Source organism: Saccharopolyspora sp. NPDC049357 (genome assembly GCF_040677225.1).
Classification (GTDB): domain Bacteria; phylum Actinomycetota; class Actinomycetes; order Mycobacteriales; family Pseudonocardiaceae; genus Saccharopolyspora.
In genome coordinates this window covers 44998-58981 of the sequence record NZ_JBFAQJ010000006.1, presented here as the reverse complement: position 1 = coordinate 58981, position 13984 = coordinate 44998, and the positions used below count along the sequence as shown (strand labels likewise).

The following is a 13984-nucleotide window of genomic DNA, read 5'->3' as shown; positions in this document are numbered from 1 at the left end:
CTCAGCTCTTCCGGAACACGACGCCGTGACCGCCGTCGGGATAGGTCCAGCTGATGGCTCCGGCGTTGTTGCAGATCTGGTAGCAGGTGCCGCACTCGAAGCACTGCTCGTAGTTGAACAGGATGCCGCCGTCGCCGGTGGGCACGAACAGCTTCGCCGGGCAGGCCGCCACGCACGCCTTGGTGGTGCAGGACCGGCAGACCTCGGTGTCGACGGTGATGTGCGCCCGCTCGCCGACGTCGAAGTCCACGGTGTCCATCCGGTCGTCGAACGAGATGTCTCGGTACATGGTCGCTTCTCCTCAGCCGAAGGTGCGCAGTCCGGTCCACGCGTCCGCGGCCAGCTTCCGCAGTCGGACGCCGTGACGGGCGGCGGTAGCGCGGAAGAGCTTGCCCAGACCAGGCTTCGGATCCGGGTTGCCGACGGTGAACACGCCCTGGGCGAAGTCGCACAGCAGTTTCGGGTACTGCTGCTGCACCCGGTCCGACAGCACCAGGCCGGGCGCGCGTTGCAGCCGCTTGTGGTCGGCGAGCACGAAGTTGCCCTCCAACCGTTCGCGGTAGCCGTCGAGCCCGCCGCCGTTCTCGATGGACTCGGCGGCGGTGCGCCCGGCGGCGAGACCGGATCCGATGGCGAAGTTGACCCCCTCCAGCCAGATCCCGGCCGCCAGGCACATCGCGGCGGCGTCACCGGTGACGAGCATCCCCGGCGTGGACAGCGGCGGCATGCTGCGGTACCCGCCTTCCGGGATGAGATGCGCGGAGTACTCCTTGAGCTCCGCGCCGCGCAGGTAGGGGGCGATCGCCGGGTGCGCCTTGAGGTCGGCGAGCACCTCCTCCGGGCGCCTGCCCGAGGCGGCGAGCCCGGTGAGCGAGAGGACGACGCCGACGCTGACGGTGTCGCGGTTGGTGTAGAGGAAACCGCCGCCGGGGATGTTCCCGGTGCAGCCGAGGATCTCGAAGTCCGCGCCGTGGTCGCCGGTGACCGCGAAGCGCTCCTCGATGGCTTTCCGCGGCAGCGCCAGGGTTTCCTTGACGCCGAGCGTCTGGTGCTCGGGGTCGGTCGCGGGCAGCAGTCCGGCCCGCTTGGCGAGGAACGAGTTGACGCCGTCGGCCGCGATGACCACGCGCGCCCGGATGTCGCCGTCGGGGCGGTCGGTGCGCACGCCGACGATCCGGCCGTCCTCGCGGATCACGTCGGTGGCCACCGTGGAGGTGACCAGCCGCGCTCCGGCGTCGACGGCCTTGCCCGCCAGCCACGAGTCGAAGTCGGCGCGAAAGGCCGTCATGCCGTTGTAGGGGGCGTTGCCCCAGTCCTCGGTGCGGAAGTCGACGGTGAGCGCCTGGCGATCGGTGAGCATCATGGTGCTGCGGCGGGTCACCCAGCGCTGCACCGGCACTTCGCGCCACCACTCGGGCAGCACCTCGTCGAGCACCCGGCCGTAGACGACTCCGCCGTAGACGTTCTTGGAGCCGGGGAACGGACCGCGTTCGAGCAGGATGACGCTGCGCCCGGCTCGGGCAAGCTCCAGTGCGGCGGCCGATCCGGCGGGACCGGCGCCGACCACGACGGCGTCGACTTCAGGCATCTCGTCTCCGGCGGTCGAGTTCGCGCAGGACTTCGGGGGCGTCAGCGATGATGCCGAGGTCGGCCATCGCGGTCATCGGGCAGGACGGGTCGGTGTTGATGCTGACCACGTGCTCGGGTCTTCCCAGTCCACCGGTGTGCTGCGCAGCGCCGGAGATGCCGAGGGCGACGTAGAGCTCGGGGTCGACGACGACGCCGGTGGTGCCGATCTGCCGGTCGTGCCCGGCCCACCCGGCGTCGGTGATCACCCGGGTCGCTCCGGCGGAGGCGCCGAGCCACGCGGCGACCTCGGTCAGCGTGCGCATCACGGCCGTGCCGTCCTCGCCTTGCCTCACCAGACCGGCTCCGCCGCCGAGGATGCGTTCGGCCTCGGTGAGCTCGACCGTCTCCGGTTCGGGTTCGCGGAGCTCGACCGGTTCGGCGTCGAGCACCTCAGCGGGTGTGACGTCGATGGTCACGGGTTCCGGTGGCGGGATCGGGTGGCCGACGCCGCGCACTCCGGATGCCAGCGTCACCACCACGGGCCCGGTGAAGCGGACCTGGATCTCCAGGGAGTCGTCCACTCTGGACAGATCGGCGGTGTCGGTGCCGCAGCGGGTCGCTCCGGCGTGCAGCGGCCTGCCGGTGCCGAACGCCAGCCGGGGCGCGAGGTCGCGCCCGTCGGGCGAGGCGGGCAGCAGCACCACCCGCACCGCGTCGAGCAGCGGCCCCAGCGTCGCGGCCAGCGAACCGGGCCCGACCTGGGCGGTCTCGGCTGTCCACGTGCTGCGGGCGGTGCGGAGTTCCTTGGCGGCGCGGGCGGTTCCGGTGCCGACGAGCAGGACCGCTCCCCCGGCCTCGGCTACGGTCTCGTCGGCCCCGCCGGGCAGTGCGCCGTCGCGGACGACGACCACGGCCAGCACCTCGGGCAGCGCGTTCACAGTTCCACCGCCACTCGATGTCCCTCGATCACGGCCGCGTGCGCGCGCCGCGGTGCCAGGCAGTCGCCCGCGCGGTGCACCGGGAACGGCGCGTCGCGCAGCTCGAGCCACAACTCGTCGACCGGGCTCTGGTGCACCGCGCACACCACCCAGTCGAAGGTGTGCTCGCCCGTCTCACCGGTGGTGTGCTTGAGGATCTGCAGCGACACCCGCTCGCCGTCGGCGGAGGCCGCCATGACGACCTCGTCGGTGCGCTGCCCGATGCCCTTGGCGTGCGCGCGGATGTTGAAGGTCTCCATGTCCAGCGTGACGCCGAGGTCCTGGCAGACGACCATGCCCGGGGTGCTGATCTGCACCCGGCACCCCCGGTCGGCCAGCAGCTCGGCGACCGAGGCCGCCTGGTGGAAGCCGAGTTCGTCGACGATCAGCACGTCGCCCTCGGGCGCGGCGTCCCCGGCGAGCACGTCGCGCACGTCGACCACGCGCGGCAGATCGCCCGCCCACCACGGTGATTGCGGTCGGGCTCCGGTGGCCAGCACGACCGCGTCGGGGCGTTCCTCGCGGAGCAGCCGCGCGGTGGCCTCGGTCCCGGTCTTGATGTCCACGCCGTGGCGCTGGCACTCGGCGCGCAGGTTCCGCACGACGTCGAGGAATTCGGCTCGTCCCGGCACGCTCGCCGCCTGCGCGACCTGCCCGCCGGTCTCGGCCGCCCGCTCGAACAGCGTCACGTGGTGGCCGCGTTCGGCCGCCGTGGACGCGGCCTGCAAGCCGGCCGGGCCACCACCGACCACCAGCACGCGGCTGCGCCTGCGCGGCATCGGCAGGGCGGTGGACTCCTTGCCGGTGCGCGGGTTCTCGATGCAGCCCAGCCAGCGGTTGAGGCCCATCCGGCCGACGCACTCCTGGTTGCAGGACAGGCAGGTCCGGATGTCGGTGGCGTGCCCCGACCGGGCCTTGGCCGCGAAGTCGGCGTCGGCGATCTGGCCGCGCACCACGCCCACCAGGTCGCAGTGGCCCTCCTCCAGCGCGCGTTCGGCCTGCAGCGGGTCCTTGATGCGGCCGACGCCGACGACCGGCAGGTCGACGGCCTGGCGGATGGCGTTGGAGATGAACAGCGCGTACCCAGGCGGGATCGCCATCGACGCCTCGATCATGTACAGCGTCGAGGTGGCCACGCCGATCGAGGTGTTGATGTAGTCGACCTCGCCGGTGGCCTCGACCATCTTGGCGACCTCGACGGCCTCGTCGATGGTGGTGCCGCCCTCGATCAGCTCGTCGCCGCAGATCCGCACGCCCAGCGCGCGGTCGGGACCGATTGATTCGCGGACGGCGCCGATGATCTCCAGCAGGATGCGGGCCCGGCGGGCCAGCGATCCGCCGTACTCGTCAGTGCGCTTGTTGGTGGCCGGGGACAGGAAGCCGCGCACGATCGACGAGTGCGAGCACTGCAACTCCACGCCGTCGAACCCGCCCTCGGCGCAGTGCGCGGCGACCGTGCCGTACCCGGCGACGACCTCGGCGATCTCGCGGGTGTCGATGGCCTTGGGAACCTCGCGGAACATCGGGTCGGGCACCGCCGAGGGCGCCCACACCGGCAGCCGCGAGTACATCGACGACGCCTGTCCGCCGTTGTGGTTGAGCTGCGCGAAGATCGGGGTGCCGTGGGCGTGCACGGCCTCGGTGATGCGCCGGTAGCCGGAGATCACCGACGGGTCGAAGCCGTGGATGAGCTTCTCGTACGGCCAGTCGGTGGGGTGGGTCGAGTGCTCCTCGGTGATCACCAGACCGGCACCGCCCTCGGCGCGCGCCGCGTAGTAGGCGGCGTGCTGCTCGGTGGGGTGGCCGTCGCGCGCGTAGTTGGTCAGGTGCGCGGAGAACACGATGCGGTTGCGCACCGTCACCGGCCCCAGCCGCAGCGGGGAGAACAGGTAGCGGCTCATCGCAAACCTCCCGCCGCTCGACGGCCTTCCAGGATCGCCTCGTGCGCGGTGCGGGGCGCGACGCAGTCGCCGATCCGCACGCCGTCGAGCCGCTGGTCCGGCAGCCGGTGTCCGCAGTGGACGACGGTGGTGGCCGGGCGTTCCCGGATTTCGGCGGTGTGGACGTCCTCCAGGACCACGTGATCGGCCCGCACCTCGCGCAGCAGGGACCGCTTCTCCAACGCCACCCCGGCCCGCTGCAGGCGCGCGTTGGCGTCGGCGAGGTCGCCGGTCAGCGCGAGCTGCGTGCCCACGACCTGGTCCTGCGTCACGATCGCGGTCTCCACGCCCCGGCCCGCCAGCAGTTCGGCCACCCCGACGCCGACGAAGTCCCCGACCGGGTCGTGCACCAGCACCGGCCCCTCGGGCGTCTCACCGCTGAGAGCCTCGACCACGTCGAGCACCACACCCCCGTCGACCTTGAAACCCCAGGGTCCCGGCACGGATCCGGTCGCCACCACGACCTGGCGCCCGGCCACGTCCTCCGGACCGGCCTCGACCCCGAGCCGCACCTGGACGCCGAGCCGCCGGACCTCCCCCTCCAACCACTCGACCGACCGCGACAAACGCTCCCGACCGGCGACTTCAGCCGCAGTGCGCACCATCCCGCCAACCCGGTCCTCGCGCTCTACGACCTCCACGCTCCACCCCCGCAGGGCCAACACCCGAGCGGCCTCCAACCCCGCAGGCCCACCACCCACCACCAACACCGACCCCGGCTCCACCCCAGAACCAACCCGAACCCCAGTGGAACCCAGGCCCCCAACTTCAGTGGAACTCCGGTTCCCGACTTCAGTGGAAATCCGGCCCCCGACTTCAGTGGAAATCCGGTTCCCGACTTCAGTGGAAAACGGACTGCGGATTTCAGTGGAAATCAGGGGTTCGTCGGTCTCGTGGCCTGCGGACGGGTTGACGATGCAGGTGACGATGGGGTTGCGGTTGTCGCGGACGTTGCACTTCTGGTTGCACAGCACGCAGGGGCGGACCGGTGTGCCGTCGCGGACCTCGGCGACGAGGTCGGGATCGGCGATCTGCGCTCGGGTCATCTCGACCAGGTCGGCCACGCCGTCGTCGAGGGCTCGCTGAGCCTGTTCCGGTTCGACGACGCTGCCTTGCAGGACGACCGGAGTTCCCCCGGCGGCTTCGCGGATCCCCCTGCAGAGATCGATGTTGAAGCCGGGCTCGGTGTGCAGGTCGGGGCGGGTGGCGGAGGTGCCCATCGCCGATCCGCGGACGACCGCCAGGTAGTCGACCGCGTCGCGGACCGACTCGACGACGCCGACCGCGGCCTCGGGCGTGATGCCGGCCCACGGGGCGAGCTCGTCGCAGGACAACCGCAGTCCGAGCACGCCGTCCCCGACGGCCTCGCGGACCGCTGCGAGGACCTCGCGCAGCAGGCGGGTGCGGTCGGTGCCGTAGTCGTCGGAGCGCTGGTTGGTGAGCCCGGACAGGAACTGCCGCAGCAGCGAGTACTGGCCGGCGTTGAGCTCGACCCCGTGCAGTCCGCTGCGCATCACCTCGCGCGATGCCGAGGCGAAACCCGCCACCAGCGCGTCGATCTCGTCCTGCTCCAGCTCCATCGGCATCTCGCGGCTGGCGACGTCGGGCACCCGGGAAGGTGCCCACAGCACGCGCTGCGAGAACGCCGAGGAGCCCTGCGACCCGGAGTGCCCGAGTCCGGCGAGCACCACCGTCCCGTGCGGACGGCACGCCTCGGCCACTGCGGCCCAGCCCGGCCCGCAGTTCGACGCCAGCGGAGCGCGTTCGTAGGGCCAGTCCGAGTCGTGCGCGCTCGCGATCTCGGTGACCAGCACACCGGCTCCACCGGCGGCGCGCGCCGCGTAGTAGCCGACGTGCCGGTCCGAGATGTCCCGATCACGACCGAGGTTGGTCTCGTGCGGTCCGAACAGGACCCGCGACGGTGCGGTGCTCCGGCCGAGCCGGACGGGATCGACGAGGCTCACAACCCGCTCACCAGCGGAGACGAGTCGCAGGGCTTCGCCGGGACGGCGGGCATGCCGAGCCCGACCTTGCGCCGCGAGGTGCGCGAGTGGTCCTGCGTCGCCTTCGGCAGCTCGCTCTTGTCCACGATGGACAGCGCGGACTGCCCGTGCCCCTGCACGCACTCGGGGTCGGGTCCGTCCAGCGGCAGCCCGGTGAAGAACTTGGCCGCCATGCAACCGCCCTGGCAGGAGTCGTAGTGCGCGCACGACGCGCACGCCCCCGCCGACTGCGGTTGACGGAGATCGTTGAACAGCTCCGATTCCCGCCACACGCGCGCGAAACCGCCCTCGTCGCGGACGTTTCCGCCCTTGAACACGTCGTGGATGGCGAACGGGCACGCGTAGACGTCGCCGACCGGGTCGATCAGGCACACCACCCGGCCCGCGCCGCACAGGTTCAGACCCGGCAGCGGAGTCGATCCCAGCGCGTTGAGGTGGAAGAACGAGTCACCGGTGAGCACCTGGTCGCCGCGGGCGACCAGCCAGTCGTAGATCTGCCGCTGCTGCGCGTCGGAGGGGTGCAGCTCGTCCCACACGTCGGCGCCGCGCCCGGACGGCCGCAGCCGGGTGATGCGCAGCTGCGCGCCGAACCCGTCGGCGATGACCTTGAAGTCGTCGAGCTGGTCGACGTTCTGGCTGGTCATCACCACCGAGATCTTGAAGTCGCGCATGCCCGCGTCGGAGAGGTTCTGCAGCGCGGTCATCGCCATGTCGAACGATCCGGGCCCGCGCACCGCGTCGTTGACCTCGCGGGTCGCACCGTCGAGGGAGATCTGCACGTCGACGTAGTCGGTGGCGGCCAGGCGGCGCGCGCGTTCGGCGTCGATGCGCAGCCCGTTGGTGGAGAACTTGACCCCGACCTGGTGATCGATGGCGTAGTCGAGGAGTTCCCAGAAGTCGGGTCGCACGGTGGGTTCACCGCCGCCGACGTTGACGTAGAAGACCTGCATGCGTTGCAGCTCGTCGATGACCGCCTTCATCTCGGCGGTGGAGAGCTCGTTCGGGTCCCGCCGCCCGGAGGAGGACAGGCAGTGCTCGCAGGCGAGGTTGCAGGCGTAGGTCCATTCCCACGTCAGGCAGATGGGGGCGTCGAGTCCGCCCTTGAACTGCTCGACAAGCGCGGGAACCGGTGCTGTGGTGGTCATCCAGGCTCACTTCCAACGGGACTTCGTCGTCGGCATTGGGTGGCGACTGTTCTTCTCAACGCGGCGAAGCCGCCGTCTCAGGTGTGGGATTCGGCCCGCACCGCCCAGCAGAACGATGGACGGTCGTCACTCTTGCGGGCGGATCATGTCGGAGGCTGCGAGAGAGGCGAGTGCCGTGCGGAACTGCGGGCGGCGCGGCTCGGGGATGCCAGCCAGCGCGTCTTCGACGCTGGCGTGGTCGTCGAGCTGCTGCACGAGTTCCACCAGTTCAGGAACTTTCAGGAACGACAGCTTCCGGTTGCCGAAGTGGTACGCGAGCGCCCCGAAGGGTTCGGGGCGCAACGCGACCTGCGTATTCAACCGGTAGCCGCGGCTGATGTCGAACTCCGCGGCGGTCATGATCAGTAGACCCCGCACATCCCGTCGATGGAGACTTCCTCGACCAGGAGTTCTTCCTCGACGACGGGCTCGTTTCCGGTGCTCTGTTCGATCTGCTGGTCAGCCATGCGATGCTCCTCACAGTGTCGAGCTACCATCGACACGGTATTTGCACCGAGTGCATTTTTACAAGACCTGGAGCGAGATCCGTTGCGGCATGACACATCTGGAGTACAGCGATCCGGTGGGCGCCGAAAGGTCACCACCGCAGCGGAACTGGAACAGGTCGCCTTCGACCTCTTCGACGAGCAGGGCTTCGAACGCACCACGGTCACCGACATCGCGGCCGCCGCGGGCATCGCGCGGCGCACGTTCTTCCACTACTTCCCGTCGAAGAACGACATCCCGTGGGGCGACTTCGACGCAGGCCTGGAGCGGATGCGCGCCGAGTTCCGCGCGCTGCCGGGCGACCTCCCGCTGATGGACGCGGTGCGGCACTGCCTGGTGGAGTTCAACCGGGTCCCGGACGAGCAGGCCCCCGATCACCGCAGGCGGATGCGGCTGATCCTGGGAGTGCCCGCGCTGCAAGCGCATTCGACGCTGCGCTTCGAGGCGTGGCGCGAGGTGGTGGCCGAATACGTCGGCCACCGCCTCGGCCAGTCGTCAACCGCGCTGACCCCGCAGACCATCGCGCACGCGACGCTGGGCGTGGCGCTGTCGGCGTATCAGCACTGGCTGGATCATCCCGAGCAGAGCCTCTCGTCCCTGCTCGACACGGCGATGCGCGAACTCGCGCTCGCGCACGCCGCTCAGTGAGTCGTCGATCCATGCGGCGAAGCCGCATTCTCTTTCACCACCTGAGGCGCTGGCACCGCGGCGGGTTCTGAGCGCCTTCGTGGCGAGTACGCCGAGACACCGCGTATTGGACGAGCGGCGCACGGAGTCCACGAAGGCGCTCAGGTTCCGCTACCCGCACCGCCGAGCAGAACAACCACTACCAGGTTTCTCAGTAGTCGGCTTCGGTGTAGCGGATCAGCCCGCGCAGGTTCTTGCCCGCCATCATGTCGGCGTAGCCGGTGTTGATGTCCTCCAGCTTGTACTCGGTGGTGATCAGCTCGTCGAGCTTGAGGGTGCCGTTGCGGTAGTGCTCCAGCAGCCGCGGGATCTGGGTGCGCGGGCTGACGCCGCCGAAGATCGCGCCCTGCAACCGCTTCTGCAGCAGGGTGAGTTCGAACAGGCTCACCTGGGCGTCGATCTGGTCGGCGCGGCCCATGCCGGTGACCACGACCTGACCGCCCTTCTTGGTCATCGACAACGCCGGCTGCAGGTGCTCACCGGTGGTCTCGCCGATGCAGATCAGCACGCTATCGGCCAGCTGACCCCAGGTCAGCTCCCCGACCGCTTCGTGGGCTTCGGCCATCGAGGCGAAGGAGTGCGTGGCCCCGAGCTCCTCGGCCTTGGTCCGCTTGAACTCCACCGGGTCCACCGCCACGACGTAGCGCGCACCCGCCGCCGCGGCTCCCTGCACGGCGTTGATGCCGACGCCGCCGCACCCCACGACGACCACCGTGTCACCGGTGCGCGTCTCGCCGATCTCGGTGGCGGTCCCCCAGCCGGTCGACACACCGCAGCCAAGCAGCGCGGCCTTCTCCAGCGGGATGTCCTTCTCGATGGTGAGCACCGACGCCTGGTTGACCGTCACGTACGGCGCGAAGGTGCCCAGCAGGCACATCGGCGCGGCGGGTCTGCCCTGGTAGGAGATGCGGTGACCACCGGAGATCGCCTCGCCGGAGAGCAGGCCCGCGCCCGCGTCGCAGAGGTTCTGCATCCCCTTCGCGCACGCACGACATCTGCCGCAGCCCGGGATGAAGGTCAGCACCACGTGGTCGCCTTCCTCGATCCCGGTGACCCCGGCACCCACCTTGGTGACCACACCCGCACCCTCGTGCCCACCGACGGCGGGGTAGATCGCCATCGGGGTGGCGCCGGTCCGCAGGTGCTCATCCGAGTGGCACAGGCCAGAGGCCGCGAGCCTCACCTGCACTTCGCCCTCGATCGGATCGCCCAGTTCGATCTCTTCGACTTCCCAGTCCTTGCCCGGCTCGTGCAGGATCGCGGCCTTCGTCTTCATAACCACTCCTCGTCGAGTGCGGAAGCACATGCGCATCTGAGAATGAGAACTCGGTCACACCGAAGTCAATGCCGCGATCGAACGATCAGCAGCGGCGCCGGTGTGTGGTGGATCAGCTTGTGGCTGGTCGAGCCCAGGTGAGCGCCCGCGACACCACCACGTCCGTGCGCGCCCACGACCACCAGTTGTGCCTCGGTCGAGTGGTTGATCAGCGCCGCCACCGGGGAACCGCGCCCCACGATCCGCTCGACCTCGACACCGGGGAACCGCTCCCGCCAACCGGCCATGACCTCGGCGAGGAAGCGCTGCTCCTGCTCCGCGACCTCCTCGCTCGGCAGCCTGCTGCGCAGCCACTTCAGGTCGATCCCGACGATCTCCCAGGTGTGGACCACGTGCAGCGGTTCGCCGAGCGTGTCGGCCAGCCGGAAGGCCTGCGCGAGCACCGGCGCGGCGGATTCGGCGTCGTCCACACCGGCCACGACCGGACCGGCCGCCGGGAACGTCGGCGGATCGCCGACGTCGGGCACGACCGCGACCGAGCCGAGCGCGTGCGCGGCGACCTTGACCGCGACCGCGCCCGCCAGCAGGCCGGTGAACCCGCCGAAGCCCCGGTCGCCGACCACCAGAAGTTCGGCGGCCGCGGACTCGGCGACGAGCACCCGCTCGGGGGGCCCCGGGATCGCCGCGGCGCTCACGTCGACCTCGGGCTGCTCGGACCCGACGCGCTCGGCGGCGTCGGCGAGCCAGTGGGCCACCTGCGCGCGCACGCGCTCCTCGCCCGGATGTGCTGTCGGGTCGGCGTAGACGAGCCGCAGACCGCAGCCGCGCCGCGCCGCCTCGCGCGCCGCCCAGGTCGCGGCGTTGCGCGCCACCGCCGAACCGTCGACTCCCACCACGACGTTCATCACGGCCTCCCCGGTCGTCCCCTCCCAGGGTCGTCGACCGGGGCCCGCCGCGCCTTCCGGATCAGATCGGCAGGCGGCCCGGCACGAGCAGTTCGGTGTTGCGGTCGGTGTGGGCGCCGAGCTGGCTCAGGTCGGTGTGCGGGTCGTTGAACGACAGCTCCCGGTACAGCGCGGCGAGTCCGGCGGGCGAGCGGTCGTCGTAGTCGGCCTGATACGGGCTGTCGGCCTCGATCAAGGTCGTGAACAGCGACAACGTGCCGTCGCGGTTGTCGGCGATCTCGATGGTCCTGGCCAGCTGCGGGAAGTCGACGTGCGACGCGGTGTTGATCTCCCAGAAGCCGCGTTCGGGCTCGTCGGCGGCGTGCGGGGTGATGGTGTTGCGGTGGGTGTGGCCGTTGACCCAGGTCAGCACGTTGGGGAACCGCTGGAGCAGCCGGACCACGCGATCCCCGCCCACGCGAGCCTCGCCGGGCGAGCGGAAGTCGGGCCACAGGGCGGTCATCGTATCCGATGTGTGATGGCTGAACAGCACGAACAGCTCGTCGGTGCCGTGCCGGGACTGCTTGCGGCCGAGCTCGTCGTAGTAGGTGGAGCTGCCCCGGGTCAGCACGTCCTGCAGCCACCGGTACTGGGTCAGCCCGAGCGAGCCCTCGGCCAGACCGGCGGTGTTGGTGCTGTCCATCGCGATTCCGGTGACGCCCGGGGCGATGCGGAAGGTGTAGTACGGCTTGGGGTCCGCGGCGTCGAACCCGTGGCCGATCGGGCCCGGCCCGGTGTTGGCCTCGTCGAGGTGGGCGGTGATGAACTGCTCGGTGGTGAAGGGGTGCCGCCGCTCGTCGGGTGTCACCGTCCGCACGACGGTGTCGCCACCGAGCACCATCTGGCCCGATGCCTCGCGCGTGCCGTGCAGCATCTGGGCGACGGCGGCGGCCTCCCGCTCATCGCGCCCGATGATCTTGCGGTCGCCGGTGTACCAGTCGTTGACGCGCGGGATGACCTGGTCGGCGAGGGTTCCCATGACGCTGTTGTCGTGGTTGCCGAACACCGCGTACCACGGGATGTCCAGACCGGGACTGGCGAAGGGCCGGAGCGCGTCGGTGAGCAGCCCGGGAAGCACGGGGAACCCGGCTTCGCGGAAGCGGTCCTCGACGCCGCCCTCGGGGTGCCAGTACAGCGGATCGCCCGAGTCCTGGACCCCTTCGTAGTGGGCGGCGCCGGTGTTCTGCGCGATCCGCCCTCCGTTGAGGACGGCGAAGTACCAGTCGAGCTCGGCGAACTCGTGGTTGTCGGTGCTGTCGCCGGTGGTGATCATGAAGGCCATCGGCGCCCCGGTGACCGGGCCGGTGCGCAGCTCGTTGACCCGCTGCACCAGGTGCGCGGCGGCCAGCGCGCCCAGCGTCTCCTGCGGCCGGAAAGCCCCACCGGCCAGCGGGTGCAGGTACTCGAAGCGGGCCGGGCTCTGCGCGTCGGTCACGTGCATGTCGGTGAACTGGGTGAACGCGGTGATCGGAACCCGCCGGTCGATCCGGCCCGGGTCGGCCACGGCGAGTTCGGTGCGCACGACCTGCGGCCAGCCCGGTCCGGCGATCAGCCGCCGGTAGCCCTCACCGGCTTCGGGTTGCGCGGCCACCTCCAAGGTCGTTCGGGCTGGTCGGGCGCTCGCGGAAGCAGAGCCGATGCCCAGTGCCATGCCCGTGATGCCCGCGGCCAGCATGAAGCCGCGCCTGTTCAAGTCCGCCATACCCAGTCCTCTGATCGCGCCGGAACTGATCAGAAAACCTTTCATGTTTAGCGGATGTGGAACACCTCAGTTCAGGTGAAAGCCCGGGAAACACCACTCGAACGGCTCAACCGAGATCGATTGAAGGACGAGCAGGCTCAGCCGCTAGCCGTCAACGGGTTTCCGACACGTCTTCCGGCGAGCACGCCGCCCGGACGTGCACGAGTCGTGCCGCACCGCCGGGCGAACGGAGCCCGGCCTCCTACCCCAAGACGCCGGTCGGCAGCACGGCGTGGACTCCCCAGGTCTGGTTGGCGATCTGGGTGATGCGCATGTCGACCGTCGCGCTCGCCAGCGCCAGCGCCGCACCCCGGTCGAGGGCCTGCTCGATCTGCAGCCAGTCGACCATCGCGCTCAACGCGGTGGCGGTGGCCTCGTTGAGGTCGGCGTCGAAACCGAACGTGACCAGACCGGAGGGGGTTTCGGCGTGGATGCCGGGAACCGGGCGGTCCACGACCAGATCGAGCCGCACACGGGTCGTCATGCCGCACTCGATGGCCGTGCCCCCGACCTCGCCGTCGCCCTGCCGGGCGTGGCCGTCGCCGAGCAGCAGCATCGCGTCCGGGACCGTGACCGGCAGGTACAGGGTCGATCCGGCGACGAGCTCGCGGCAGTCGATGTTGCCACCGCCTTCGGGGCGCGGCGGGATGGTCGAGTGCTCACCGGGTTCCTCCGGCGGCATGCCGACCACGCCGAGGAACGGCGCGAGCCGCACGGTGTGCCCGTGCTGGTCGGTGGCGGTCCGGCCGTCGAGCTCCCACAGCAACCAGGTCCGCTCGGCGTCGTCCACGCGCAGCCGGCGCATCAGCCAGTCGTCCTTGCCCGCGGTCGCCGTCCACCCCCACTCGGCCGGGGTGAGCTCCTCGAAGTGCACGACCAGCACCATCCCGGGCTTGGCGCCGCGCACGGCGACCGGGCCGGTCAGGCAATGCCCCCGCCGCTCGGCGAACATGACGGGCTGCTGCTCCCCCGGCACCTCGTGGCGCCGCAGGAACCCGCTGGAATCCAGCGACTCCACCGTCACGACGTCCCCGGCCTCCACGGTGAGCACCGGCGCGGTGTCCCGGCTGAACACGTCGACGACGCTGCCCGCCTCGGCCCGAACCTCGAAAGAACCCACCACGACCTCCGCCCCTGGAACTCCCATCACCCAACC

Annotated in this window: 13 protein-coding genes; 1 reads left to right on the top strand and 12 read right to left on the bottom strand. The window is 70.5% G+C overall.

Annotated features, from left to right (window positions below; translation table 11 throughout):
- Position 1 precedes the first annotated feature (1 nt).
- The 8 genes from AB0J91_RS07125 to mftA form a co-directional block, all read right to left on the bottom strand.
- A complete protein-coding gene (locus AB0J91_RS07125) occupies positions 2 to 289 on the bottom strand; it encodes a 4Fe-4S dicluster domain-containing protein (protein WP_363865001.1) in 288 nt (95 codons plus the stop codon).
- A gap of 12 nt (positions 290 to 301) precedes the next feature.
- On the bottom strand, positions 302 to 1588 hold the full coding sequence (locus AB0J91_RS07120) for an FAD-dependent oxidoreductase (protein ID WP_363864999.1): 1287 nt from the start codon (positions 1586 to 1588) through the stop codon (positions 302 to 304).
- The gene (locus AB0J91_RS07115; RefSeq protein WP_363864997.1) at positions 1581 to 2507 is read right to left on the bottom strand and encodes a mycofactocin-associated electron transfer flavoprotein alpha subunit; all 927 of its coding nucleotides are present in this window, start codon (positions 2505 to 2507) and stop codon (positions 1581 to 1583) included. The genes AB0J91_RS07120 and AB0J91_RS07115 overlap by 8 nt, the downstream gene beginning before the upstream one ends.
- A complete protein-coding gene (locus tag AB0J91_RS07110) occupies positions 2504 to 4447 on the bottom strand; it encodes a mycofactocin system FadH/OYE family oxidoreductase 2 (RefSeq protein WP_363864995.1) in 1944 nt (647 codons plus the stop codon). The genes AB0J91_RS07115 and AB0J91_RS07110 overlap by 4 nt, the downstream gene beginning before the upstream one ends.
- On the bottom strand, positions 4444 to 6450 hold the full coding sequence (locus tag AB0J91_RS07105; RefSeq protein ID WP_363864993.1) for an FAD-dependent oxidoreductase: 2007 nt from the start codon (positions 6448 to 6450) through the stop codon (positions 4444 to 4446). Before AB0J91_RS07105 ends, AB0J91_RS07110 begins: the two co-directional genes overlap by 4 nt.
- A complete protein-coding gene (gene mftC / locus AB0J91_RS07100) occupies positions 6447 to 7634 on the bottom strand; it encodes a mycofactocin radical SAM maturase (RefSeq protein WP_363864991.1) in 1188 nt (395 codons plus the stop codon). The genes AB0J91_RS07105 and mftC overlap by 4 nt, the downstream gene beginning before the upstream one ends.
- 126 nt (positions 7635 to 7760) lie before the next feature.
- Complete coding sequence (gene mftB / locus AB0J91_RS07095; protein WP_363864989.1) at positions 7761 to 8033, bottom strand: mycofactocin biosynthesis chaperone MftB; 273 nt, start codon at positions 8031 to 8033, stop codon at positions 7761 to 7763.
- A gap of 2 nt (positions 8034 to 8035) precedes the next feature.
- Entirely contained in the window at positions 8036 to 8140 is a 105-nt protein-coding gene (gene mftA / locus AB0J91_RS07090) for a mycofactocin precursor MftA (RefSeq protein WP_132673720.1), read from the bottom strand.
- An 82-nt stretch (positions 8141 to 8222) separates the two neighbouring features.
- On the opposite strand from mftA, the gene mftR reads away from it, so the two are divergent.
- On the top strand, positions 8223 to 8828 hold the full coding sequence (gene mftR, locus AB0J91_RS07085) for a mycofactocin system transcriptional regulator (RefSeq protein WP_363864987.1): 606 nt from the start codon (positions 8223 to 8225) through the stop codon (positions 8826 to 8828).
- 190 nt (positions 8829 to 9018) lie between these two features.
- On the opposite strand, the gene AB0J91_RS07080 is transcribed toward mftR, so the two are convergent.
- From AB0J91_RS07080 to AB0J91_RS07065, 4 genes are all read right to left on the bottom strand, one after another.
- Positions 9019 to 10143, bottom strand: coding sequence for an NDMA-dependent alcohol dehydrogenase (locus tag AB0J91_RS07080; RefSeq protein ID WP_363864985.1), 1125 nt, complete (start codon positions 10141 to 10143; stop codon positions 9019 to 9021).
- A 65-nt stretch (positions 10144 to 10208) separates the two neighbouring features.
- The gene (locus AB0J91_RS07075; protein WP_363864983.1) at positions 10209 to 11048 is read right to left on the bottom strand and encodes a universal stress protein; all 840 of its coding nucleotides are present in this window, start codon (positions 11046 to 11048) and stop codon (positions 10209 to 10211) included.
- Positions 11049 to 11109: 61 nt separating this feature from the next.
- The gene (locus AB0J91_RS07070) at positions 11110 to 12789 is read right to left on the bottom strand and encodes a TIGR03767 family metallophosphoesterase (protein WP_363864981.1); all 1680 of its coding nucleotides are present in this window, start codon (positions 12787 to 12789) and stop codon (positions 11110 to 11112) included.
- 241 nt (positions 12790 to 13030) lie between these two features.
- Entirely contained in the window at positions 13031 to 13948 is a 918-nt protein-coding gene (locus tag AB0J91_RS07065) for an acetamidase/formamidase family protein (protein ID WP_363864979.1), read from the bottom strand.
- Positions 13949 to 13984 lie beyond the last annotated feature (36 nt).